This is a genomic window from Clostridium chromiireducens (assembly GCF_003575225.1).
Lineage (GTDB): Bacteria > Bacillota > Clostridia > Clostridiales > Clostridiaceae > Clostridium > Clostridium chromiireducens.
The window spans coordinates 1052142-1078402 of sequence record NZ_QXDJ01000001.1 but is presented as its reverse complement, the minus strand read 5'-3'; the positions used below and the strand labels follow the sequence as shown (position 1 = coordinate 1078402).

The window sequence follows — 26261 nt, the reverse complement described above, 5'->3', positions numbered from 1 at the left end:
TGACAAGCAGGATTGGAACAACTTTTACAGAAGAAATACCTACAGCTTTATTTTCAATGCAACACTACGTAAAAGTGTACCTTCTCTTTCTGGTATAGATCATATTTTAAGAGCAGAATAATTAAACGAGTAACTCTCCGTTTAGTACTTTTAGCAGTCTATTTCTAGGTGTCTATTCTGTAAATATGCATGTAATTTCTTGGCTTGAATTATGTTTTGTTGAGTGTTTCATTAGGAATTTTAATGGTTATGATTCTTGATTAGAAGTTGTCCAACAGTGCTAGTTCGAAGCTTGTCTTTGAAGCCAGCGCAGTGGGACAAATTCTAATATTAGAATCACCTATTAAAATTCCTTAGAAACCGGAACAAAACATACTCCTTATTTCAGTAAGTTATATATTGTTTTTAAATATGCTTGCTGTGATAATAGGTTTCTTTCTTTCGGTAGTTGAGGTCTATCACTTTGTAGTCGTTATTTTTGCTTAGCATATTTACTTTTGGTGAAGTGAGTTTTTTGAAAAAAGATGCTTTGGGATTATGGGATTTATTGTATAGGGTTAAAATTTTATAAGAGAGTTTAAGAAATTTTTTATGTAGTTGTTTCTTAGTTCTAAGGCTTATGTTTTTCCAATTGACTTCATATAGCGTTTTAGAAAATGTAAATGTTTTATTTATACCTAAATAATTTAAGTTTTTCTTTAAGATTTTTGTGGTATAAGATAGACCAGCGCCAGGAGTGGTTGAAATAGCTAATCCGATTTTATTATGCATTGAAGAATCATGAGCATTTATCAAGTGATGAGAAGAGAGGCTTCTTAAGAGCAGTTTCATTTCGTCGCTAATATCACATGTAAATGAGGGAGAAGCAAAAATAATTAAATCTGAAGCATTAAGTGATTTTGCAATAGAATTAACAATAGTTGTATTAGAGTAGACATTAAGATAATTTTCAGGGTAAAGATAATAATCATGATCATAATAGTTTTGTGATAAAAAAAATTCGTTAACTTTTATATTGATATTGAGTTTAAGGTTATTTAGCAGCAATTGAACGCAGTTATATGTACTAGTTTTCCCCATGCTTCCATAAATTACAGTTACATTCACAAATAATCACCCTTTCATTATATAAATATCTTTGAATTCAGATATATGGTTTTCTAAAGAGGCACGTTCTTTATCAGTTATATTTTCAAATTTATAAAACAATAGAAAAACTGGGGAATAAAATTGAAGAGCCAAGGTGTAGGGATCTTTTTTTATAAAAATATTATCATTCATAAGGAGTTTGAAAGTTCTTACTTGAAAATCTAAAATATCATCAATAAATATCTTATTATATAAATGCGCAATTTTTGAATTATTGTATTGCTCAATAGTAAGTAGTCTCCTAAATTTAATCATATGCTCATCTTCTAAATAAAATTTAAATATAGATGTGCTTTTTCTAAAAAAGTTTTCTATAGATATTTGTTTTATTTTATCTGTTAAAATCTCATCATTTTCAGCAAACTGAACATTATTAAAAAAGTTTGATACACGTTCAGAATATTTCTTTATTATAGTATCCAAAATATCCTGTTTGTTTTTGAAATGATTATAAATAGAACTAGCCTTTATTCCAACAGCTTTTGCAATATCTCTAACAGAAATGGCATCAAACCCTTTGATAGAAAAAAGGTTAAGTGATTCATAAACTATTCTTTCCTTCGTATTCATAAAACTCCTTATAAAAAATGGTATTATCATGCATAATTTTAAGATTTTAAAATTATGCATGATAATATATTTCAAACACAATCAACTGAAAATACTTCATAGAGTTTGAAAACACCAATTTTATTGTCCATATTATTCTTTTATTCTCAAACTAACAATCGTTAGTTTAATTATATTCTATTTTAAGGAAAAAGTCCATTAAATTTCAATATTTTACATGAATTTTATATGTAAATTGACAATAAATTCTGTAGAATGTACAATTGAAAAAGTGCGAAGGACAATAAGGAATTAATTGAGTACAGTTGAGATTATTCCAATTACATGTTTACAAGCAACGAATTTAATAAGAAATAGGTTCTAATTGGAACTGTAGATTTTAATAAAAGAATTTTTAATTGCAAACATATTGCCTTAGGGGTTATGAAATATGCAGTGTTAATTAGAATATATTTATGGAGGCTAAATAATGGCTAAATCAATTTCAAAAAATGCAATTTTTAAAGCAATGCTCAATTTATTTAATATAATTTTACCTATACTAGTTATACCGTTGGTAACTAGATCTGTTGGAAAAGAATTATATGGATATATGGGATATGGAGATTCCTTAACAGCGTATTTTTTAATATTTGCGAGTTTTGGAATCTATCAATATGGGTTAAGAGAAGTGAGCAAAGTTCGTGATAACAAAGTTAAACTAAGGCAGACATTCACCAGTTTATTTATTTTTACAAGTATTACCAATATTGTAGCTTCAGCTGCTTACATGGCGTTTGTAGCAATTTATTATAAGGATGAACCTTATTTATACACATGTATAATTATGGGGTTTAATTTAGTGTTTAACCTTTTTTATGTTGAGTGGGTTAATGAAGCTCTTGAAAACTATGATTTTATTGCCATTAAAACTATGGTGGTTAGAATTGTATATTCAGCACTTATTTTGCTATTCGTAAGAGATCAGGAAGACTATTTATTCTATTTGTATTTAGTGATAGGATTTAATTTCATAAATAACATAATAAGCTTTGTGTATGTAAAGAAGAAATTGAGTTTTGATTTTTCTAATTTAGAATTTCTTAGACACATAAGACCTATGCTTTATGTTGTAATCCTTTCTAACACAGGTGTTTTATATACTCAGCTTGATAAGATAATGTTGAAGGATAGCATAGGAGGAACTACAGCAGTTGGATATTATTATATGGCTCAGAGAATAATGACCATAATAAATACACTTCTCCTTACGGTTATTCAAGTAACTATGCCGAGATTATCTAACTACCTAGGAAATGAATCAAAAGGAGAATACCTAATACTACTAAAGAGAGTAATAAAGATATATTTCCTATTTTTATTCCCAGCTTCAGTAGGGCTTCTATGTCTTTCTAAAGAAGCAATATACATATTTGGAGGAGCAGAATTCTTAGCGGCGGTTCCAGTAATGATAGTATTTTCTATATATATGTTAAGTATTGGTGTTGAAGGAGTAATAGCCAACCAGATGATATACTTACATGGAAAAGAAAAAGATGATGCAATATTGGTACTTATTGGTGGAGTAATTAACCTAATATTTAATATGATTTTATTCTATACGGGTACCTTCGACATGGTAACGGCAATAACAACAACACTTATAGCAAATTTAATAGTAATAGGATTAGAGTATAGATTGGTTAAGAAAGTAATTAAATTAGATATTCATTTATTTGCGTTCGAGAACATGAAGTATTTTTACTACTCACTTGTATTCATTCCAATAACTCTAGGAATAAAATATGTTATATCAAATATAATGATTGCATGCTTACTAGAAGTGACAGCATGTGGAATTGTATATTTAGGTATACTTATACTTACAAAAGATCAAGTATTTTTTGAATTAGCTGATAAGATATTTATAAAATTAAAGTTGAAAAGATAACTTAAGAATATTAATGAAAAATAAAAATGATGAACCTATATAATTGAGAAAGATATTAACACTACTAATATTTCTGGAAGATAAAAATATTAGTAGTGTTAATTTGTTATAAGGAAAAAGTAGTTTATTTATACAAAATATTATTTTTTTATATGAACGCATTGTAATGAACGCTGAACAATGATAATATAAATGTGTTCACAAAATGAACTTAGAAATTTGAACACAATTATGTTTAATCTACTGCATAGTAATTTTACTTATGAGTAATATAAAAACAATAGCTTATTTAATCAAAATAGTGATTCAGTTAAAGTGAATTAATAGAAGTTATTGAAATTATTGAAATTATAAAAATAAGGAATTATATTTAAGGGGGAATTTTTCAATGGTAAATACTATAGCTAATGAAGCCGCAGTTGTTGCGAAAAAGAAATTATCAGCACAATTTTATAAAAAAGGTATCACAATTGCTTTATTTTCAGGTCTTATGTATGGATTTTATTCAGCGTTCTTAACTTTGGGTATGACTAAAGGAGTTTGGAGTGATTGGTATGGAGTTAATTCAGCTGGCTTATCAGCTTTTGCTATTACATATTTACTAGGTGCACTAGGCAGCGCAGTAAATGATACTTGCAGTGCCGTTTGGGCAATTATTTATGCTAGCGTTAAAGGTAAGTTTGGAGATTTCTTAAGATGTATTAATACTACTCCAGGTCGTATGATGATTTTAGCAGCTCTTATAGGAGGACCTATTTCTAGTACAGCTTATGTTGTTGGTCTTCAGATGGCAGGTTCAATAGTTATTCCAATAACTGCTCTTTGTCCAGCTATTGGCGCTATTTTAGGTAGAATTCTATTCAAACAAGAATTAAATAAACGTATGATGCTAGGTATTGCCATCTGTGTTGGTGCTAGTTTTATGATAGGAAGTACAAGCGTTGGCGGTGATGCACCAAAAGGTATGTTATTAGGTATTATTATTGCTTTTATAGCCGCTCTTGGGTGGGGATTTGAAGGATGTGTAGCCGGTTATGGTACGTCTATGATTGACTCAGAGATTGGTATTACTATTCGTCAGGCGATAGCAGGTCTTTCAAACTTAATTATTTTACTTCCTGTTTTAGGAATGATGGCAGGTAACGTTAATCTTTCAACAAATCTTACTATTCAAGCATTTACAAGCGGTCCTGCCATGATTTGGTTAGCTATAAGTGGTCTTTGTGCATTCGTTTCATATATGATGTGGTATAAAGGAAATAGCATGTGTGGTGCCGCACTTGGTATGGCTTGCAACGGTACATACTCATTTTGGGGACCGTTCTGTTGCTGGATAGTACTTGGTGTGTTCTCCGGTATAGAAGGTTGGTCATTACCTCCAATAGCTTGGGGCGCTGCTGTATTAATGATAGTAGGTATATTAGTAATTGCAATGAATCCATTGGATTTATTCAGAAAAAAGGAGGAAAAATAGTATGAAACCACTTAATTATGCTATTTTGAAATATTTTACAAAAGTTGGAGAGGCTTGCGCAGAAGACGTTATTGAAGCTTTAAAAGGAGACTATAGTAAGTACAAAGCGCTTAAGAGGGATGCTGTAATTTCGGCGTTAATGACTGCCGAAGCCAATGGTCTTCTTGAAGAAACAAGATTCGAAATGGATGATATGGGTAATCTAAGAGTTTATTATCATGCAAATGAAGAAGGTGCAGCTACAATCAACAAATACATTAAAGACTAATTATTATATGCTCCTAATTCAAAGGTATTGCGAAACATCTGAAATATAAAAATACTTGCATTAAGAGGTTATTTAAAGTTTACTTCTAAGCAACCGAAATGGAATATATGTGTTTGCTTCGGTTCCTTGAAGATTTTACTGGGTGATTCTAAGAACATAAGTTGCATCCAAAGAGCTTGCTTCAAAGACTACGCTTTTGAACAACTTATATTCCATTTCTTTGTTTAGTGTAACTTAAAGTATAGCATATTTTAGCAAGTATTTTTATATTTCTATGTTGACAATACTTTTAAAGTGCATTATTTCTAACTTTTCATAAAACATATTACCTTTTTTATAGATTAGGAATTGCTGAAATAATTAAAGTGACAATAAAACAAAGAAATAGAATACATATATGTGGAGTCAGGCATTGAAAAATAAGCTGTTGGAATATCTTAGTGGGAAGTTGTTCCACTTTTGCTTGTCCTGTGCTTGTCACAGGAACACGCAGAAGTGGTGCAACTTTCCAGTTAGATATTCCTAGTGAAATTTTTCACAGTCCTGCGGAACATATATGTATTCTATTTCGGTTGTTCATTGCTTCACTTTAAGTGCCACACAATACTTTAGAAGGAGTATTATTAGAATGTGTTTAACATGCTCCGGTCCCATACATGCCTTCTATGGCATGTACTAAATGCACAATAAATTCGTTATATGGTGTTTGGATATTATATTCTTTAGCTGCTCTCACTACAGCACCGTTAATATGATCTATTTCGGTAAGTCTTTTATTTTTTACATCTTGATTCATTGAAGTTATTACTTCATGAAAATCTTCTTTAATATGTTTTTCTACTTTTTCTATTACTTCATCTTTATTGAAATAAGTCCCATCTGCAATGGCAACATCTACTGCTTCTGATAGAATATTTCTTACAATTTTGCTTGCATCGTTATTCTCGTGTAGATATCCAACTTTACACTGCAAGATTGCAGTAACAGAATTAAGAGACATATTAATAAATAGTTTATTCCAAATTATTTCTTGAATATTTTCATAAATTCGTGTATCTATATTACAGTTTATAAAAAGATTGCATATTTTTTGTAAGATTTCGATATTATAAGTTAACATACCGATATTGGTTACTCCGCTCGAGTTGTGGGAAATGCGTCCAGGCTCTAAATTTGCACAATTATGTTCTGTAGTGCCTATTAGAATATTATTTTTGTTAACAAATTGCTGCAAATCTCTATCATTACCAGCACCATTTTGTAAGGTTAGAACAAGTGTATTTTCGCCTATAATATTTTGGTTATTTTCCATAGCAGAGATAGTGTATATATTTTTTACAAAAACAATAACGAGATCCATTATTCCTAAACCTTCTGAATCAGTTACAGAAGAAACAGGAAATATAATATCTTTATTGGCTTCTTTCTCATAGATAACTATACCTTTTTGATTAATTGAATCTACAATTTTGTTATTTACATCAATCATATATACCTCATTGCAACGAGATAAATATGCACCATAAAGATTACCCATTGCCCCAGCACCTAGAATTGCAATCTTCATAAAATCCCCTCCATATATGTGCTTTATTGACTGTTTTAACCTATTATATTATCATTACTTACATAAGTAAAATTCATTATTTTCATGATTAAGTTGAAAATAATTCATCTAGATTTCTTTAAATATCATTAAAGTATTAAAGTTTCATACCATGTTTATAAAATAACTACTTAATAGTGAATTTATTAAAGTCGAAAGGATATGGTTAACTATGTCGATGTCATCATATCAAATATTTATGACTGTTGTAGAACAAAGTAATTTTCAGCGCGCAGCAGAAATTTTACATTTAACGCCATCTGCTATAAGTCACTCTGTTTCGGGTTTAGAAAAAGAATTAGGATTTCCTTTGTTTATAAGAAATAAAACAGGAGTTCAATTAACTGGATATGGTGAAAGTATTCTACCTCATATTCAAAAAGTTCTTAATAGTGAGGAACATCTAAAGCAAGAAATTTCACTTTTAAATGGATTAGAAAAAGGAACTATAAAACTTGGTACATTCAATAGCGTATGTACAAATTGGATACCCAATATTGTAAAGTCATTCTATAAATTATACCCTAACATTTCAATAGAGCTATATCAGGGAAATTACAATGACGTGGCAGAGTGGATAAAAAACGGACTAGTAGATATAGGATTTTTATCTACATCAAGTGCTGGAAATTTAGAGATTACACCAATGTATAAAGATCCTCTTGTATGTGTAGTTCCTAAAAAATTTACTCCTAACAATAGAGATTATATTACTATAGATGATATAAGAGGACAAAATTTTGTATATCAAAGGGAAGGTTGTGATGCTGATATCAATAATTTTTTTCATAAGTATGAATTAAATGCTATATCAACATGCCATGTAGTCGATGATCAATCAACCATTGCAATGGTTGAAAGTGGGTTTGGAATTTGTATTATGCCAGAACTTGTAATGTTGAATCAAAATAATCATGTCGATATATATAGAATAGAGCCCCTTGAATATAGAATTATTGGAATAACTGTTTTAAACCCAAGATTCATGGCTCCAGCTGTTAAGAAAATGTTCACTCATATTGTAAATACCTATAAAAATATTGATATCTAACATGTGTTCTTAATTTATTTATGCTCTTTGTATAAGTACATAAGTTTATATTTATAAAATATTCTAGTAGCTTATTCTTAAATGCCTGCTCCACATATATTTCCATTGGGTTGTTTGGATTAAATTTAAATTATCCACATATTGCAATGATGTTTCTATTTTGGTTGATTATCACTCAATTCAGAGTTGAAATTCAAGTATCTATATAGTTTAAAGTATTTATTGAAATTTCGCCATATACTGATATACTTATTTATGTAAATAAATATAAAATGACTATAATTACTTATAAAATCATAAATAATTTGTCTGTTAACGAGGTGAGGAAATGAATATAAGAAAAAAATTCATTATTTTCTCTATTTTATGGGGAATAATCCCTGTTATTATTTCGACAAGCATATGTATTTCAAACTTTAATGATAAAAGTATAGAAATGATTAAGCAAAATGTAGCGATACTTGCAAGTGATCAATCAACACATTTAAAATCCTTTTTTGATGAAAACATCAGTAATCTTAAAACGGATGCAAACATTCCGATGGTTATGGATTTGCTAGTTGATTCAAATAGTGGAGCGAGCAAAGAAAATCATAATGATAATGAAAAAGCATTAGGTGATATTTTTAGTCGTAGAAAAAAAGAACGATTTTATATAAGTGCAGAGTTACTTATTAATAAAAATGAGACAATAATTACATCATCAGATGGGGGCCATATTAATGAAAAGCTGATTTTTTCAGATGAAGAAATAAAAAAGTTGCGAAATGATGAAGCGGTTGTTACTGATATCATAGAAAGAAAAGAATTCAATAGTGGGGTTAAAAGTGCAATAATTGCAAGTCCTATATTTTTTAAAAATGAATATCAAGGAGCAATAGCTAGTGTAATAAACATGAATTATTTTGAGAAGCTTGTAAACGAAATACATTTTTTTAAGACTGGAAAAATGCTTGTTATGGATACAAAAGGCGTAATTGCAGCAAGTAATAGTGTATATATAGGAGGGAGTATAGATAAAATTGATGTATCTGGTAATTTATATGAGAAGTTTTCAAGTATAGATTTAGATAAAAACCCAGATGGAATTATCGAGTATAACATAGATAGAATTGAAAAAATAGGCTATTACTCTAGTATTAAGAGTAGTGGATGGGTAGTACTTAGTGGAGTTGAATGGAATGAATTTAAGACACCTATAAACAAAAGCATAGAGAGCATAACTGTAGCATTATTTTTTATCGTATTACTTATAATAACATCTTGTACATTCATAGTTAATTATTTTTCTAAACCTATATATAAATTATTAGGGGTAATAAGAAAGATAAAACAGGGTGATTTTACAGATAGGTTTGTATACAATGAAGATAATGAATTTGGAGAAATAGCTACTGCTTTTAATGATTTGATAGACACAATAGAGAAAAACAAAAAGAATATAGAAGAGAAAAATAGAGATTTACAGTCCTTAACTTCTAATATTCCAGGAGGAGTTTATCGTTTTAGAATAGAAAATGGAGAATATTTATTAGATTTTGCAAGCAGTGGTTGTTTGAGTCTTTTAGGATATAAGAAAAATGAATTTAAGGAAATCTCAAGTAGAAAACTCGTTGAATTTATTCATGAAGATGATATTGAAAGAATTAAAAAAGAGATGCAGAATCAATTAATGAAAAGTAGCAGATATAATATAGAATATAGAATAAAAAGAAGAGATGGAAGAGTTATATGGATACTTGATAATGGACAAATAGTAAGGGATAGAGAAGGAAAATTATTTAGTTACAGTGTTGTAATAAATATAACTGAATCTAAAGTTGTGCAAGAGAAACTTAGGTTAAGTGAAGAGCGTTATAGGATAATTATGTCTCAAACAGAGGATATAATTTTTGAATGGAACATTACTGAAGACACAGTATATTTTTCGGAAAACTGGAATGAAAAATTTGGATATAAGTCGGTTATCATTAACATAAGTAAAAATATATATAAAACTAATTTTATTCATAAAAATGATATAAGGAAATTAGGAAAAATGTTAAATGATATTATATATGGCGATTCTTATACAGAAACTGAGATTAGAGTTAGAAAAAATGAAAATGAATATATTTGGTGCAAAATGAGGATAACTGCAATGTTTGATGAAGACGGAAATATCTTTAAAGCCATAGGGATAATAATCGATATTGATAAAGAAAAAAAGGAAGCAGAAGAATTATTATATAAAGCTCAAAGAGATAGTTTGACAGGTTTATACAATAAAGGAACGTCACAAAGCATAGTAGAAGATTATTTAATGAATGAAGGTAAAGATATTAATGGAGCACTATTTGTTATGGACCTTGATAACTTTAAAGCTGTTAATGATAACTTGGGTCATTTAGCTGGAGATATTGTATTGACTGAAATTTCAACAATTATTTCAAACGTATTCCAAGAAAATTCTATTATAGGAAGAGTAGGTGGAGATGAATTTATTATATTCTTAAAAAATGTAAATTCAGAAGAAGATATTCGAAAAAAAGCAGAGGAATTAATTAGTGGTTTTAGAAATACTTCAAATACAGAGATATTAGATCATAATGTGTCGGGAAGCATAGGAATAGCCAAGTATCCAGAGCACGGTAAGTCATACAAAGAGCTTTTCATAAGTGCAGATAAAGCATCATATTCTGCTAAAAATAATGGAAAAGGAAGATACTGTATCTTCAATGAAAATTGAACAAATTTAGAGATTATAGAACAATAAGGGAGTATTTATATAATATTTTGGCTGTTTATTCACTCAATATCATATGTAAGACACATTAGACATTATAAGTTTTAGTTATTCAAGATTAAGAGAGACCATGCTAGATAGAATTATTTTATCTAACATGGTCTTTTATATATTATAAAAAGAATTAGCGTATTGCTAGTTTTTTCTCTCACTCGAAAGGATGAATTTTGTCTATAATCTCATAAGTAATTTCTTGTTAATTAAACACAGTATTGGATATTATTAAGTTCATGTGCATTATAATTAAGATTTGCTTAGCAAATCCTAATTTAATGTAAAATATAGAGAAAGATATAGTTTTTAACGGAAAGCTTCATATCTATTTGCCATAATTATTTGTATAAATACTATAATTATGTATGTTTCAATTTTTTTTGTAAAGCTTTAATATTGTAGTGAAAACGTTATGTATCAACATAGCCGATACTACAGACAAATTAAATTATTGAGGAATGGGTGATTTTATGAGGAAATTAAAAAGTACAATTATACTAATGAATGTACTAATTGTAGGAGTTGTTACATTATTAGTTGGTTTAATATCCATCAATCAGCTAAGGAAAAGTAATTTAGAAGCAGTTTATCAGTATGAAAGTACTCTCAGAGACGGATATGATAAGAATATTAAGAATCAGGTTGATAATGTGATTGGGCTATTAAATGGTATAAATAAAATGCAATTGGATGGTAAGCTAACAGATGATGAAGCAAAGAAACAAGCAAGAAATCTAGTGAAATCCTTGAGATACGATGAAACAGGCTACTTTTGGATAGACAATATAAGCACTTCAGCAACTGATAATTCAGCAGCAGATACAGCTTCAAAAAGCAGTAGTGATGGAGATGGGACTCAAACCAATTTTAAAGAGAAGATAATGAGTCTTGTGCTTAAAGATGGAAGTGGTTTTACAGATTTTGATTATACCAAGCCAAATGGAGATGTAGCGCCTAAAAGAGCATATTCAGCATTATTTAAGCCCTATAACTGGGTAATAAGCACTGGAAATTATGTAGATAATATAGATTCAGAAATTAAAGCAAAAACGTCTGAACTTAATGGAATGTTAATAAAGACAATTATCGTATTAGTGGCATCTCTTGCAATACTCATAGCATTATCAATATTTGCAGCAATTAAGATTTCATCTAATTTAACAAAACCACTAATTCAGATAAAAGAACTGGCAGAGAGACTAGCCAGATATGATTTTACTGAAAATGTTAATATACATAGTAAAAATGAATTTGGACAAACTGCTGTTGCCTTAAATAAGGCTCAAGATAATGTTAAGAAATTAATAAAGAGTATAAACGGACAAACTCTTGAGCTAACTGCTTCTGCGGAAGAATTATCAGCTGTAGCTCAAGAGGTAACTAACAAGGTATTAGATATAAGTAAGTCTACAGAAAATATTACTACTAATATGAGCGAATCTATGAAGTCTGCTAATCTGGTAAATCAGTCAATGAAAGAAATAAGTGAAAGTATTTCAGAGTTATCTAAAAAGTCATCAGATGGAAGCGAAATTTCTACTGGCTTTAAAGAGAAGTCTTCAAAGCTTAAAAGTCAGACAGATGAGGCGTTAACCAATACCAGAAATATATATGAAGACAGAGAGAAAATGATAATAAGTGCTATAAATGATGGGGCAGTGGTGAAAGAAGTTTCAAAGATGGTAGAAGCTATATCGTCTATAGCTGAAGAAACAAATCTGTTAGCATTAAATGCTGCGATAGAAGCAGCTAGAGCAGGTGAACATGGTAAAGGTTTTGCTGTAGTATCGGAGGAAGTCAGAAAGCTTGCTGAGCAGTCAGCGAGTTCGGCATCGTCTATTCAAAGCACTGTTACAAAAGTTCAAGGAGCTTTTAAGAAACTTTCTGATAACAGTAATGAGGTCCTAAATTTTATTAACAAAGATGTTACAAAACAATTTAATGAATTTATGGTATCTAGTGAGTTTTATTATGACAATGCTAAGGAAATTAGTAGAATATCAGAAGATATTGCAACAATGTCAGAGCAATTAAATGCATTATCCCAAGAGATAAATGCAATGGTTAATGTTATGGCATCTAATTCAGAAAAAGCAACAGAGGATTCTGCTACAATATTTGAGGGCATAACAGAGGCAACTGAAAGTATGTCAGAAATTGCTGTTACGGTTGATAAACAAGTACAACTTGCACAAAATCTTAATGAATTGCTTGAGGAATTTAAAATATAAATTTTAATGCTAGTAGCTAGTGATTTTAAGTGAAAAACTTGATGGGGTTATTGCTGATTCAATTTTCAGTTTAAATATAAGTCACAAAATAAACATATAAAAGGAGAAAATTTAACATGGTAAATAAGAAAAGTGAAATGTATTCTTGTTGGCTTAGCCACAGAGAGATTAAAAACAGCAATCACAAAGAGTATATTGAAAATATTGTGATTCCTTATAAAAGTCAGATTATAGACTCTGCACTATGGGAATTAAAGAAAGCGTTTGAACAAATTTATGATACAAAAGTAGAACAGAAGGTATACGAGAAAGAAGAAGAAATTAAGTATGGAAAATATATAAAATTAGAGAAATCAAATGATGAAAATTTAGCTAGTGAAGGATATAAAATAAAACATAAAATTTTCCTGGGAAAAAAACAAGTAATTACTATTTCAGCTAAAGATGATAGTGGAATTCTTTATGGAGTATTTACTCTATTGCGTTTGCTTGAGCAAAATAAACAGATTGATGGTATAGAAATTATTGATAATCCAAAGAAAAATATAAGGCTGGTAAATCATTGGGATAACATTGATGGAACTGTAGAGCGTGGTTTTGCGGGAAGTTCTATCTTATTCGAAAGCTGCCGAAATAAAGATATCATGAAAGAGGTTATGGATTCAATAGGAGGTATAGCGGCAACTAATAATGCGCTAAGAAAAGCCTTTAATGATGATTATGATGTAGCATCTGATTTAGATAGGATTAATGATTATGCAAGAATGCTCTCGTCTGTCGGAATTAATGGAGTAATTATAAATAACACTAATGTTCATGCAGCAGAAACATATTTAATAGATAACAAAATTAATATTCTAAAAACTATTAGTAAAATATTTGATAAATGGGGAATTAAAACTTATTTAAGTATCAATTTTGCAGCACCAATTACACTTGGAGATTTACAAACTTCTGATCCATTAGATGAAAATGTAATACAATGGTGGAAGAGAAAAACAGAGCATGTATATAGTGTAATTCCGAACCTAGGTGGTTTTATGGTAAAAGCTGACTCAGAGGGAAGACCAGGACCTTTCACTTATGGACGCAATCATGCAGAGGGTGCCAATATGCTTGCAAGTGCTTTATCACCGTATGGAGGAATATTAATATGGAGATGTTTTGTATATAACTGCAGACAGGATTGGAGAGATCATACAATTGATAGAGCCAAGGCAGCGTATGATTGCTTTACGCCATTAGATGGACAATTTTTAGATAATGTATATTTGCAAATTAAAAACGGCCCAATGGATTTCCAAGTCAAAGAACCGATATCACCACTATTTGGAGCATTGGATAACACTAATAAATTAATGGAGTTTCAGATTACTCAGGAATATACAGGTCAGCAAAAGCACGTTTGTTTTTTAATACCATGGTGGAAGGAAATCTTAAGTGCTCAAACATATGCTAATGACACAGATAGTTTAGTTGCGGAAAGAATTACAGGAATCGCAGCAATAGTTAATGTAGGAAATGATGAAAATTGGACAGGGCATTTTTTAGCACAAGCTAATCTTTATGGTTATGGACGCCTTGCTTGGAATTCAGATATTACTAGTGAACAAATAGTAGAAGAGTGGATCAACCTTACCTTTGGGGAAAATTCATTGGTTATTAAGAATGTACAAGAAATTTTAATGAATTCATGGAAAACTTATGAGAAGTATACCTCACCACTTGGAATAGGCTGGATGGTAGCACCTGGACATCATTATGGACCAGATGTAGATGGTTATGAATTTTCTCCTTGGGGAACATATCATAGGGCAGATTGTAAAGGTATTGGCATAGATAGAACTTTGGAAACTGGAACAGGTTATTCAGGACAATATAATGAGCCGTTAAAAAGTTTATATAATAATTTAGAAACTTGTCCGGATGAATTGTTGTTATTTTTCCACCATGCTTCCTATAAGCATGTGCTGAAATCCGGAAAAAGTGTAATTCAACATATTTATGATACTCATTTTGAAGGATATGAAGAGGTAAAAGAATTTATTTCAAAATGGGAAGAATTAGAGGGGAAAATAGATATATATATATATGAACAAACTCTTGAACGATTAAAAATACAGCTTGATAGTGCTGAAAATTGGAAGGATCAGATAAATACTTATTTTCATAGAATGTCAGGAATTGAAGATGAAAAGAAAAGACGGATATACTAAATTATCAATAATCTTACTTTCAATGCAAAGATTTTAAAAAATTCTTATATTTTTTATTTGGCAGACAGAGGATAAGGATTTGAATAAGGAGATAGCAGAGCTAACTATAGATATTATTATAAAGTAAACAGAATTCAATATTCAAGGAGGGTTTATTATGTCAAAAGAAATTAAAGAGATTAAGATACCTGTTTCAGGCAAGCCTTTTAAAAATAATGTTTCGTATTGTGTTGGTACAGGAAGAATGGGACTAGCGCTTCAAAAGGAATATATTGATCATTTGAAAATAGCTCAGCAATCAATACATTTCCAATATATCCGCGGTCATGGATTGTTTTGCGATGATGTAGGAATATATAGAGAATGTGAAATGGATGGAGAAACATATCCTTTTTATAATTTTACTTATTTAGATAGAATTATGGATACCTATCTTGAAAATGGAATTAAACCATTTCTTGAATTGGGATTTATGCCGGAAAAGCTTAAAACTGGCGATAATACAGTGTTTTATTGGAAAGGGAATGTAACCCCGCCTATATCCTACGAGAAATGGGCAGAGCTCATTACAGTTACTTTAAATCATTTAATAGATAGATATGGTAGAGAAGAAGTGATCACATGGCCAATTGAAGTGTGGAATGAACCTAATATAGCATTTTGGGCAGGTACTATGGAAGAATATTTCATGCTTTATGATTGTTCTGCAGAAGCTGTTAAGAAAGTTGATCCACGAATTCAAGTTGGTGGACCAGCAATTTGTGGTGTAGAAACAGAAAAGTGGCTGAGGTCGTTCTTTGAGCACTGCATTGAGAATGATTCACCTTTGGATTTTATAACTCGTCATTGTTATACTGCTGACCAGCAAACTAATCGAGGACATTATATATACCATACTTTGAACGATCCAAGTTATATGATTAAGGAACTTAAAGAGACTAGAATGATTATGGCGGATTATCCACGTGTAGCTAATATGCCGCTTCATATAACAGAATTTAATAGTTCTTATGTCCCAATCTGCCCAGTTCATGATATGGATTTCCATGCAGGATATATAGCTCGTATTCTTAGTGAGGCTGGAGAATATGCCGATTCTTATTCCTATTGGACATTTAGTGATGTATTTGAAGAAATGGATGTTCCTAAATCAGTATTCCATGGAGGATTTGGTCTAATTTCTTTAAACTCAATAAAAAAACCGACATTTTATGCTTTTGAGTTTTTCTCAAAGGCCGGTAAAGAGCTGCTTTACCGTGATGAACATTTGGTTGTTACTAAAAATGAGGATAGGTATGTGATTATCGGATGGAACTATCATGATATGAAGGATTGTAAACAATCTTCTGATGAAACATATGTATTATTAATACCAGCCATAGAGAAACAAGCAATTGCACTGAAAAAAGAAGTGGGAGGACAGCATGCAAATCCAATGCAGACTTGGAGCAATCTTGGAAAACCGCGCAGTCTAAATAAAGAGCAACTAGACATATTGAAGGCTTCAGCAGAGCCACTTCAAACTGATGCTAAATTGCTTGAACAAGATGGCATCTACAGAATAGAATTACAAATTCCATGCAATCACTTATGCATGTTGGAAATTTTGCCAGTAAGTGATAAGACAGATACTTATCTTGGATATAAGCAAGAAGAATTTTATGGAATGTAGTGGTATTTATTAATATTAAATTAATTGAGGGGATAAAGTATGAAGAATATTGATGTGACAGCTGTGCCTAACGAATATAAAAAAGCAGCCCATAAGGAAGTTCAGGGGACTATTACTGAAGTTTCATACAGTGTAAAAAATTATATCAATAAGTCACGGCAACTCGTAACAGATCAAAATATCAGTTTTCAGGAAGTAGGAAGAGAAACAGTTGATGGGCCAGATATTATAAAGAAATTTAACGTATATTTGCCAGCAGGGTACAACAAAGATGATAAGGATACTAAGTATAATGTATTGTATTTACTTCATGGGGTTGGCGGAAGTCGTTACGAATGGTTAGAGGGAAGCGGTAATTCTGAAGGGAATTTTGTTATATGCAATATACTTGATAATCTTATTGTAAATAATGATATTGATCCTTTGATTGTCGTATTTCCAGATGGCAGAAGTTCATATGACTGGACAGACGATTCATTTAATGTAGAAGGAACTAACATGCTCGGATTTTATTATTTCGATTATGAACTAAGATATGATCTGATTCCCTTCATCGAATCCAATTATAATGTATATGCAAATATGAAGGATACGTCATCTGAAGGAATTGAATATAATCGAATGCATAGAGCCATAGCTGGTTTATCCATGGGTGGAATGCAAACTTTAAACTTGATTGTTGGAGGTTATAGATGTGATTCAAAGATGTATACAGGGACGAATGGAGGCTGGAGCAACGGATTTGATAAGACTATTCTAGCACAAGGAATGGAAGATCTGTTCGCTTATGTAGGTGCTTTTTCCAATGCACCTACATCCAGCGATGGCAAGGTACTGGGTTCAAGTATAACATCATGTGGCTATAGGTTGGACTTACTTTATATTACCTGTGGTGATGCAGACGAAATAGCAAGTCAGGACGGCTATGCAAAAGCGATTAACGGAATAATAGAGGCTGTGGGAGATAATCTGGATAATTATTATGAAATAGTTATAGAAGGTGGTGTGCATGATTTTAATGTATGGAACAATGGTGCATATAATTTTATCCGTTTATCTTTTGGAAGAAATGAAGAACATTTAAAGTCAGGTGTTATTAGAATGGCACTTAATTCATATTGATAATTTATGTTTTCATAATATTAAATTTATATTAATTAAAGAGGTAATCAAGTATGTTAAGGACAGTAAAAGTTGAAAATGGTATTATACAGGGATTGCCAGCAGCTGATCCACGTATAACAAGTTTTAAAGGTATACCATTTGCCGCACCGCCACTAGGTGAAAACCGCTGGCGTGCTCCTAAGCCTGCAAAAAGTTGGAATGGTACTTTAAAAGCATTTGAATTTGCGCCAATATCAATGCAAGCAAAGACAGTTATAGATGAGAAGAATATATATACAAGAGAATGGAATGTGGATCCAGACATACCTATGGATGAGGATTGCCTATACCTAAATGTATGGACGCCAGCATGTAGTACTAATGAGAAATTACCTGTATTTGTATGGTACTTTGGTGGAGTACTTCAGTTTGGAAATACAGCTGAGATGGAATTTGACGGTGAGCGTATTGCTCGTAGAGGCATTATTGTTGTAACGGTTAACTACCGTTTAAATGTTTTTGGTTTCTTATGTCATCCTGAGATAACAGCAGAAGCGCCAGAAGCTCCTGCAAATTTCGGAAACCTCGACCAGCAAGCGGGTACACAATGGGTTAAACGTAATATTGAGGCTTTCGGCGGTGATCCTAATAATATTACAATTGGAGGACAGTCTGCCGGAGGGGGAAGTGTCTTGAGTCAACTAACTTCACCTCAAAATGAAGGTCTTTGTCAGAAGGCAATTATCCAGAGCGGTATCATTACAATGCTTTATAAAGGAAATCCGCTGCCTTTAGAAAAGTCTAATTTATCTCAAGCTGAACAGGAAGGAATAAAATTTTTTGAATTTTTAGGAGTTTCATCACTTGGTGAGGCACGTAAGCTTGATGCTGAATATATTCGTGATAAATCACTTGAATATAAGAAATTCTGGGGAACTGTTGAGGACAATGTATTCTGTGTAGGGGATCCATTTAATCTTTTTCTTCAAAATAAACGTTTAATGGTGCCAATGCTTTTGGGGCATACCTCTTCTGAATTTTTTAATATCCCAAATGTTAAAAATATTGATGAATTTAGAGAGTTGGCAATTGAAATGTTCGGAGATGATGCTGATGAGTATCTGAAACTTTGTGAGGTTCAGTTGGGAGACGTTGATGAGGTACGAAAAAAAGCTTCAGTTAGTAGTATTGAGTATGCTATTCGTATTATTGGGCAGGTAAATGCTGATACGAACGCGAACATACCTTTGTATTATTATAATTTTGATGCAGAAATACCAGGATGGGATAACCCAGGGACATTCCATTCTGTAGATCTTTGGTTCTTTTTTGAAACACTCGCTAAGTGTTGGAGGCCGTTTATTGGTAAACATTATGATCTTGCTCGTCAGATGTGCAATTATTGGGCTTATTTTATACGATCTGGAAATCCAAATGGCAAAGATTCCACTGGAAAGGATATGCCATATTGGGAAAGCTACACTCCTAAGGCACCGTATGGAATGGTATTCAGAGATAAAGTAGAGTTCGTGAAGGAACAGCCAAGTAATTTAATGAAGTTTTTAGTCAAGGAATATTTCAAAAAAGATAAAAATCCATATTAAATTCTAGAATCTATAATTTTTGGTATTTTTCATATAGTTTGTTAGGTTGTTGATATTACCCTAGGATGATAAACTGTATTTGTAAATGAAAAACGTTTACAAATAATAATATAACACAAAATATATAATGTAAAAGAAAGTAGGGGGAAATGTAAATGAGAAAAAGAAAAATAATAGTAAGTATCCTTTTATCAGGAACATTAGTATTAGGTCTTCTTGCAGGCTGTGGAAGTAAAACTGCTGAAACAGCAAGTACATCAAGTGATGGTAAAGTTAAAGAATTCACAGCATTTTTTGCAACAGCAGGAAAGGAACTTCCAGATAATAATAGACTTAAAGAGGTTATCGCTCAAAAATTTGGAGTAAAGATAAATGAGTCATGGCTTACAGGGCAAACTCCTAAAGAAAGAATCGGAGTAATGATTGCAGGTGGCGAATATCCAGATATGATAGATGGAACAGAAGGAACACAAGCATTAGTAGATGCAGGAGCATTTGTTCCATTAGAAGATAAAATTGATAAATACCCTAATATTAAAAATTTCTGGACGCCTGCTCAATGGGAAGCATTAAGAAAAGCAGATGGACATATTTACTATATACCACAGTTTGGAAATGTAAAGAATGAAGATACATCAACATTCTTTAATGATGAGGCTTTCTGGATTCAAAAAGAAGTTTTAGCATGGGCTAATTTCCCAAAGATCACAACAGTTGATGAATATTTTGATTTAATTGAAAAATATAAAGCTGCAAATCCACAAATAGATGGACAACCAACTATAGGGTTTGAAATCTTAAGCGATGACTGGAGATATTTCTGTTTAGAAAATCCGCCTCAATTCGTAGCAGGATATCCTAACGACGGTAGAGCAATTATAGATAAAGCTACATTAACAGCTAAAAACTATAATACAACTCCAGAAGCACAAAAATACTTCAAGAAAATAAATGAAGAATACAATAAAGGAATTGTAGATCCTGAAACATTTACAGCAAAATATGATCAATATATTGCAAAAATTTCTTCAGGTGCAGTACTTGGAATGGTTGATCAATATTGGGAGTTCAGAGATGCTGAATTAGCATTAAAGACAAGAAACTTAGACAACAGAACTTATATTCCACTACCTTTAACTCTTGACAAGAGCATAAAGCCAAATTATAGAATGAAACCAGCATTTAATTCAGCTGGTGGTCTAGGAATTTCAGTTAGTTGTAAAGATGTAGATGGTGCATTAAAAGCTATTAATGATTTATTATCTGACGATGCATTAAAATTAAGATACTGGGGAGAAAAAGATAAAGACTATTCAGTAGATGATAAAGGTTTAATGGTCAGAAATGAAGAGCAAAGAAATAATTCTAGAAACAAAGATTGGCAAAATGCTAATTTATGCATGTACACATATTTGCCTCAATATACTTCAGGCTACCTTGAAGATAAAATTAATACTATATTACCAGAGCAACAACTAAGTGAGTTTGAAGGAACATTAAAAGATATAGATAAAAAAGTTCTTAATGCATATGGCCATAAGAAATGGTCAGATTTCTTAGATGAAATGCCTGAAGAAAATGACCCTTGGTACCCAATTTATTCAGCAACAAATTCGTGGTCAGTAGATGAACCTGCGATGATGGCAATGACAAAAATGGATGATATTAAAAGACAATGGTTACCTAAAGTTATAATGAGTACTCCAGATAAATTTGATTCAACTTGGGCTGAATATCAAAATACACTTACAACTGGAGCTGACATAAAGGTATATGAAGATACACTTACTAAAGAAGTTAAGAAGAGAGTAGAAGTAGCTAATAAGGCAAAAAAATAGATATATAAGTAGGAATTAGGGATCTTTTCAGATCCCTATTCTTTAAAATTTGTATGATAAAAGGGAGGAAAAAAATGGAATTAGGAGTAAAGAATGCTGAAGGAAATGTAGAAATAAAAGCAAAAAAGAATATGCTCGAAAGAATGAAAAAACAAAAAGCCTTAATTATAATGTCTATTCCGTTTGTTATATATACATTAATATTTAGCTATGCACCTCTTTTAGGATGGGTCATGGCATTTCAAAAATATAAGCCAGGAAAAGCTCTATTTGATCAAACCTGGGTTGGTCTTACGCAATTTAAGACACTATTTGCTGATCCGGTCTTTTTAGGTGTTATAAGAAACACTCTATGTATGAGTATAATTAATTTAACATTGGGTACTATTTGTTCTATTGGTTTCGCTTTACTATTAAATGAAGTAAGGCGGTTGTTAGCTAAAAAATTTATACAAACAATCTCTTATTTACCTCATTTCCTTTCATGGATAATTGTAACAGGAATTGTTGTAGATGTGCTTGCAACAGATACAGGTGTTATTAATCAAGTGTTAGTTGCACTACATATAATAAGTGAACCTATAAATTTTTTTGCTGAAACTAAATATTTTTGGGGAATTGTTGGGCTTACAAATGTTTGGAAAGAAGTTGGTTGGGGTAGTATTATTTACCTTGCTGCCATTACTGGTATTAATCCAGATTTATATGAAGCGGCAGAAATTGATGGAGCAGGAAGAATAAAGAAAATTTTATATGTTACTTTACCTGGAATTAAATCAACAATATTTATATTGTTAATAATGAACATTGGAAATATTGTTAACGCAGGTTTTGAATTACAATACTTACTTGGAAATGGCCTTATTCAAAGTGTATCTCAAACAATAGATATTTTTGTATTAAGATATGGAATCAGTTTAAGTAATTATTCATTAGCTACAGCGGCAGGTATATTTAAGAGCGTAGTTAGTATAGCTTTGATATTTATTGCAAATGAATTTGCAAAAAGAGCTGGTGAAGAAAGGTTATTCTAAAGGAGGAGTATTAATGGCAGGATTAAAAAAGAGAAGTAAAAGTGATATTATTTTTGACAGTATTATAGGGATATTTATGGTGATATTTGTAATTGTTACATTATACCCTATTTTAAATACATTAGCTGTTTCGTTTAATGATGGTATTGATACAGTACGTGGTGGAATTTATCTATGGCCAAGAGTATTTTCCATGAAAAATTATCAAACAGTATTTAACAATCAGAACTTAATGCAGGGTGCATTTATATCAGTTTCAAGAACTGTAATTGCTACTGTGCTTAATGTATTCTTATCAGCAATGCTTGCATATATACTAAGCAGAAAAGAGTTTATATTCAGGAAACAAATGTCAATATTTTATGTAATAACAATGTATGTTAGTGGTGGAATGATTCCAATTTATGTTTTAATGAAAACCTTACATCTAACTAATAACTACCTAGTGTATATATTACCTGGCTTAGTTTATGTATTTAACATGATTGTAATCAGAACTTTTATAAATGGATTACCTGATAGTTTAGTTGAATCAGCTAAAATTGATGGTGCAGGAGAATTTAGAATTTTTGTTCAAATTATATTACCTTTGTGTAAACCTGTACTTGCAACTGTTGCATTATTTGTAGCAGTAGATCAATGGAATTCATGGTTTGATGCAATGATTTATAACTCGCAAAGTATAAAGTTGACAACATTGCAGTATGAACTTATGAAGTTATTATCATCTGCAATGCAGCAAGGAAGTGGAGCAGGAGCAATAGATGCAGCTAAAAATGCAGGAACTATGGTTACACCAAAATCAATTCGAGCAGCTGCTACAATCGTAACTGCGTTGCCAATAGTTTGTCTATATCCATTCTTACAAAGATATTTTGTAACAGGGCTTACTATTGGAGGCGTAAAAGAATAAAGGAGAATATACGTATGAGTGCTTATGAAACAAATTCTTATCATAATATCTTTAAAGAATATGGATATTCTGACGAAGAAATCGAAAAAAGATTAAATGGTATTTTTAGTACTATTTTTTATGGAAATGAATCAGAAAGGTTATATCATCCCGTTGGGGATGATATGGCTTACTTTGTCGATACAGGTAATAACGATGCTAGGACAGAAGGTATGTCTTATGCAATGATGATGTGTGTTCAAAGAAATATGAAAGAAGAATTCGATCGATTATGGAAATGGGCAAAAACATATATGTATATGGACGAAGGTCTAAATAAAGGATATTTTGCATGGTCCGTTAAGCTAAATGGAGAGAAAAATGCCTATGGGCCTGCACCTGATGGAGAAGAATATTTTGCAATGGCATTATTTTTCGCGGCAAATAGATGGGGTAATGGAGAAGGGATTTTTAATTATTCAAAAGAAGCAAGAGAACTTCTTCATGAATGTGTCCATAAAGGAGAAAAGGAACCAGGGGCTCCAATGTGGGAACCAAGTAATAAATTAATAAAGTTTGTTCCAAATCTTGATTTTACTGATCCTTCATATCATTTACCACATTTTTATGAATTATTTTCTCTTTGGTGTAAAGAAGAAGATCGTAAATTTTGGAAAGATGCAGCTAATTGCAGCAGAGAATATCTAAAAAAAGCTTGCCATCCTATTACAGGACTCGCACCAGAGTATTCGAAGTATGATGGAGTACCATGTAATTCACCTTGGGATAAAGGCCATCATGAAAGATACTATAGTGATGCATATAGAGTACCAGCTAATCTAGGTATATCTTATGAATGGTTTGAAAATTCAGAGTGGGAATGTGAGTGTACAGATAAGATTCAAACTTTTTTTTGTGAAACAGTTAAAGGTAAGGCGGATTTAGTTTATGAGATAGATGGCACAATTATTGAAGAAAAAGCCCTGCACCCGGTGGCAATTATAGCGACTAATGCAATGGCTTCTTTAGCTAGTAAAGGAAAATACAGAAAAGAATGTGTTGATTTATTTTGGAATACACCACTTAGAACAGGTGAAAGAAGATATTACGATAATTGTTTATATTTATTTGCATTCTTAGCACTAAGCGGAAATTATAGAATTTGGAAGTAGAGGGGGAGTAGAAATGAATAAAATAAAAAATCCAATTTTATCAGGATTCTATCCAGATCCATCAATATGTGCGGTAGGAGAAGACTTTTATTTAGTCACATCTACATTTGCTTATTTTCCAGGAGTCCCAATCTTTCATAGTAAGGATTTAGTTAACTGGGAGCAGATTGGGAATGTACTTACTAGAGAGTCACAATTAAATTTGGAGGGGGCAGGTCATTCGCAGGGAATATTTGCACCTACCTTGCGCTATAATAATGGAACATTTTATTTAATTACTACAAATGTTACTCATGGTGGGAACTTTATTGTAACAGCCGAAAAGCCAGAGGGACCATGGTCTGATCCGTATTGGTTAGAAGGAGCAATAGGTATTGATCCAAGCCTATTTTTTGATGATGATGGAAAAGCATATTATGTGGGTACAAGACCAAATCCAGAGGGAGTACGTTATAACGGAGATTGGGAAGATTGGGTTCAAGAATTAGATTTAAATACTATGAGCCTTGTAGGTGAGAGTCATAAAATCTGGAAAGGTGCACTCCGAGATGCAATATGGCCTGAAGGTCCTCATCTTTATAAGATAGATGGCTATTATTATTTGATGATTGCAGAAGGCGGAACAGGACCTGAACATGCTGTTACTATTGCAAGAAGTAAATCTATATTTGGCAAGTATGAAGGATGTCCACGTAACCCTATTATTACTCATAGACATTTAGGAAAAAGTTATCCAATAAAGCATGTTGGACATGGAGACTTAGTTAAAACTCATGATGATAAGTGGTTTATGGTAATGTTAGCTAGCAGAACCTGTGAAGGATATTGTAATACTGGAAGAGAAACCTTTTTAGCAAAAGTAATATGGGAAGAAGGATGGCCAGTAGTAAATCCAGGCATTGGAATTTTAGAATTAGAGCAAGATCATGAACTCCCAAAATATGAAGTAGAACCAAAGGAATCTTGTTATCATTTCCATGGAAAAGAGTTAGATAATACTTGGATGTTTTTAAGAAATCCAAGTGAAAATTTATATTCACTAACAGAAAAAGAAGGTTGTCTTCGCCTACACTTGAAAGAGCAGTCTATAAAAGATTTAGATAACCCGGCTTATGTAGGAATTAGGCAAAAAGAGTATCATTATATTGTATCTACTATGATGGAGTTTAAGCCGAATAATGAAAATGAAAGTGCAGGAATAGCTATAGTTCAGAGCAATGAATATCATATTAGATATGAATGCACGCAGAGAAATGGAAGAGAAGTATTACAAATTATAGAGTGTAATAATGGTAAAGATATTTTAATTAATGAAGTTGAAATAAATTCAAATAAACTTTGTTTGAAAATGGTAAGCAAGGGCCAGAAGTTAGATTTATATTATGGAATAGATGGTACTAGCTATAAATTATTACAAAAGGAGGTTAATACTAAAAATTTAAGTACAGAGATAGCTGGTGGATTCGTAGGATGCACAATTGGTATGTTCGGAACCAGTAACGGTCAACCTACCAATAATTATGCAGATTTCTACTGGTTTGAGTATAAAAGTACTACACAACATAACTAGAAATTACGGTATATTAGCAATTAAACATATCACTTATTTAGTAATATTATTTAGAAATATTCAGCAGAAATAGAAAGGATATATTATTTTAGTTTTATTTT

General features: G+C 31.4%; 18 protein-coding genes. 15 read left to right on the top strand and 3 right to left on the bottom strand.

Annotated elements, in window-relative coordinates:
• Positions 1–405: 405 nt before the first annotated feature.
• Both D2A34_RS04360 and D2A34_RS04355 read right to left on the bottom strand, forming a co-directional pair.
• Positions 406–1107: an NAD(P)H-dependent oxidoreductase gene (locus D2A34_RS04360; RefSeq protein WP_119365841.1), complete on the bottom strand. Its 702-nt coding sequence runs from the start codon at positions 1105–1107 to the stop codon at positions 406–408.
• Between the two features lie 6 nt (positions 1108–1113).
• Positions 1114–1719 (bottom strand): TetR/AcrR family transcriptional regulator, encoded by a 606-nt coding sequence (locus D2A34_RS04355; RefSeq protein ID WP_079437744.1) that lies wholly within the window; start codon positions 1717–1719, stop codon positions 1114–1116.
• Positions 1720–2188: 469 nt separating this feature from the next.
• On the opposite strand from D2A34_RS04355, the gene D2A34_RS04350 reads away from it, so the two are divergent.
• The 3 genes from D2A34_RS04350 (at position 2189) to D2A34_RS04340 (ending at position 5391) form a co-directional block, all read left to right on the top strand.
• Positions 2189–3649 carry an oligosaccharide flippase family protein gene (locus D2A34_RS04350; protein ID WP_119365840.1) on the top strand — a complete coding sequence of 487 codons (1461 nt, stop codon included), beginning with the start codon at positions 2189–2191 and terminating at the stop codon, positions 3647–3649.
• A gap of 388 nt (positions 3650–4037) precedes the next feature.
• Positions 4038–5123 (top strand): hypothetical protein, encoded by a 1086-nt coding sequence (locus D2A34_RS04345; RefSeq protein WP_119365839.1) that lies wholly within the window; start codon positions 4038–4040, stop codon positions 5121–5123.
• A gap of 1 nt (position 5124) precedes the next feature.
• The gene (locus D2A34_RS04340; protein ID WP_119365838.1) at positions 5125–5391 is read left to right on the top strand and encodes a hypothetical protein; all 267 of its coding nucleotides are present in this window, start codon (positions 5125–5127) and stop codon (positions 5389–5391) included.
• A gap of 634 nt (positions 5392–6025) precedes the next feature.
• On the opposite strand, the gene D2A34_RS04335 is transcribed toward D2A34_RS04340, so the two are convergent.
• Positions 6026–6958, bottom strand: coding sequence for a 2-dehydropantoate 2-reductase (locus D2A34_RS04335; RefSeq protein ID WP_079437748.1), 933 nt, complete (start codon positions 6956–6958; stop codon positions 6026–6028).
• A 211-nt stretch (positions 6959–7169) separates the two neighbouring features.
• On the opposite strand from D2A34_RS04335, the gene D2A34_RS04330 reads away from it, so the two are divergent.
• The 12 genes from D2A34_RS04330 to D2A34_RS04275 all read left to right on the top strand — a co-directional run bounded on the left by D2A34_RS04330 (position 7170) and on the right by D2A34_RS04275 (position 26160).
• Entirely contained in the window at positions 7170–8048 is an 879-nt protein-coding gene (locus D2A34_RS04330; RefSeq protein WP_119365837.1) for a LysR family transcriptional regulator, read from the top strand.
• Positions 8049–8376: 328 nt separating this feature from the next.
• Positions 8377–10776 (top strand): sensor domain-containing diguanylate cyclase, encoded by a 2400-nt coding sequence (locus tag D2A34_RS04325; RefSeq protein WP_119365836.1) that lies wholly within the window; start codon positions 8377–8379, stop codon positions 10774–10776.
• Between the two features lie 521 nt (positions 10777–11297).
• The gene (locus D2A34_RS04320; RefSeq protein ID WP_182629305.1) at positions 11298–13058 is read left to right on the top strand and encodes a methyl-accepting chemotaxis protein; all 1761 of its coding nucleotides are present in this window, start codon (positions 11298–11300) and stop codon (positions 13056–13058) included.
• A 116-nt stretch (positions 13059–13174) separates the two neighbouring features.
• Positions 13175–15274, top strand: a complete 2100-nt coding sequence (locus D2A34_RS04315; protein WP_119365834.1) for an alpha-glucuronidase family glycosyl hydrolase — start codon at positions 13175–13177, stop codon at positions 15272–15274.
• A gap of 157 nt (positions 15275–15431) precedes the next feature.
• Positions 15432–16946 (top strand): GH39 family glycosyl hydrolase, encoded by a 1515-nt coding sequence (locus tag D2A34_RS04310; RefSeq protein WP_079437753.1) that lies wholly within the window; start codon positions 15432–15434, stop codon positions 16944–16946.
• 39 nt (positions 16947–16985) lie between these two features.
• Positions 16986–18068 (top strand): alpha/beta hydrolase, encoded by a 1083-nt coding sequence (locus D2A34_RS04305; RefSeq protein WP_079437754.1) that lies wholly within the window; start codon positions 16986–16988, stop codon positions 18066–18068.
• Between the two features lie 53 nt (positions 18069–18121).
• Positions 18122–19654, top strand: coding sequence for a carboxylesterase/lipase family protein (locus D2A34_RS04300; protein WP_119365833.1), 1533 nt, complete (start codon positions 18122–18124; stop codon positions 19652–19654).
• A gap of 155 nt (positions 19655–19809) precedes the next feature.
• Positions 19810–21492 carry a type 2 periplasmic-binding domain-containing protein gene (locus tag D2A34_RS04295; protein WP_119365832.1) on the top strand — a complete coding sequence of 561 codons (1683 nt, stop codon included), beginning with the start codon at positions 19810–19812 and terminating at the stop codon, positions 21490–21492.
• Between the two features lie 74 nt (positions 21493–21566).
• A complete protein-coding gene (locus D2A34_RS04290; RefSeq protein ID WP_079437757.1) occupies positions 21567–22526 on the top strand; it encodes an ABC transporter permease in 960 nt (319 codons plus the stop codon).
• 13 nt (positions 22527–22539) lie between these two features.
• A complete protein-coding gene (locus D2A34_RS04285) occupies positions 22540–23439 on the top strand; it encodes a carbohydrate ABC transporter permease (protein WP_119365831.1) in 900 nt (299 codons plus the stop codon).
• Between the two features lie 14 nt (positions 23440–23453).
• Complete coding sequence (locus D2A34_RS04280; RefSeq protein ID WP_119365830.1) at positions 23454–24590, top strand: family 8 glycosyl hydrolase; 1137 nt, start codon at positions 23454–23456, stop codon at positions 24588–24590.
• Between the two features lie 13 nt (positions 24591–24603).
• A complete protein-coding gene (locus D2A34_RS04275; protein WP_119365829.1) occupies positions 24604–26160 on the top strand; it encodes a glycoside hydrolase family 43 protein in 1557 nt (518 codons plus the stop codon).
• Positions 26161–26261: the final 101 nt, after the last annotated feature.

What these genes read in the sequence shown, in the direction of transcription:
- D2A34_RS04355 (WP_079437744.1), bottom strand. Translation starts at nt 1,719, where the DNA reads ATGAATACGAAGGAAAGAATAGTTTATGAATCACTTAACCTTTTTTCT.
- D2A34_RS04350 (WP_119365840.1), top strand. Translation starts at nt 2,189, where the DNA reads ATGGCTAAATCAATTTCAAAAAATGCAATTTTTAAAGCAATGCTCAAT.
- D2A34_RS04345 (WP_119365839.1), top strand. Translation starts at nt 4,038, where the DNA reads ATGGTAAATACTATAGCTAATGAAGCCGCAGTTGTTGCGAAAAAGAAA.
- D2A34_RS04340 (WP_119365838.1), top strand. Translation starts at nt 5,125, where the DNA reads ATGAAACCACTTAATTATGCTATTTTGAAATATTTTACAAAAGTTGGA.
- D2A34_RS04335 (WP_079437748.1), bottom strand. Translation starts at nt 6,958, where the DNA reads ATGAAGATTGCAATTCTAGGTGCTGGGGCAATGGGTAATCTTTATGGT.
- D2A34_RS04330 (WP_119365837.1), top strand. Translation starts at nt 7,170, where the DNA reads ATGTCGATGTCATCATATCAAATATTTATGACTGTTGTAGAACAAAGT.
- D2A34_RS04325 (WP_119365836.1), top strand. Translation starts at nt 8,377, where the DNA reads ATGAATATAAGAAAAAAATTCATTATTTTCTCTATTTTATGGGGAATA.
- D2A34_RS04320 (WP_182629305.1), top strand. Translation starts at nt 11,298, where the DNA reads ATGAGGAAATTAAAAAGTACAATTATACTAATGAATGTACTAATTGTA.
- D2A34_RS04315 (WP_119365834.1), top strand. Translation starts at nt 13,175, where the DNA reads ATGGTAAATAAGAAAAGTGAAATGTATTCTTGTTGGCTTAGCCACAGA.
- D2A34_RS04310 (WP_079437753.1), top strand. Translation starts at nt 15,432, where the DNA reads ATGTCAAAAGAAATTAAAGAGATTAAGATACCTGTTTCAGGCAAGCCT.
- D2A34_RS04305 (WP_079437754.1), top strand. Translation starts at nt 16,986, where the DNA reads ATGAAGAATATTGATGTGACAGCTGTGCCTAACGAATATAAAAAAGCA.
- D2A34_RS04300 (WP_119365833.1), top strand. Translation starts at nt 18,122, where the DNA reads ATGTTAAGGACAGTAAAAGTTGAAAATGGTATTATACAGGGATTGCCA.
- D2A34_RS04295 (WP_119365832.1), top strand. Translation starts at nt 19,810, where the DNA reads ATGAGAAAAAGAAAAATAATAGTAAGTATCCTTTTATCAGGAACATTA.
- D2A34_RS04290 (WP_079437757.1), top strand. Translation starts at nt 21,567, where the DNA reads ATGGAATTAGGAGTAAAGAATGCTGAAGGAAATGTAGAAATAAAAGCA.
- D2A34_RS04285 (WP_119365831.1), top strand. Translation starts at nt 22,540, where the DNA reads ATGGCAGGATTAAAAAAGAGAAGTAAAAGTGATATTATTTTTGACAGT.
- D2A34_RS04280 (WP_119365830.1), top strand. Translation starts at nt 23,454, where the DNA reads ATGAGTGCTTATGAAACAAATTCTTATCATAATATCTTTAAAGAATAT.
- D2A34_RS04275 (WP_119365829.1), top strand. Translation starts at nt 24,604, where the DNA reads ATGAATAAAATAAAAAATCCAATTTTATCAGGATTCTATCCAGATCCA.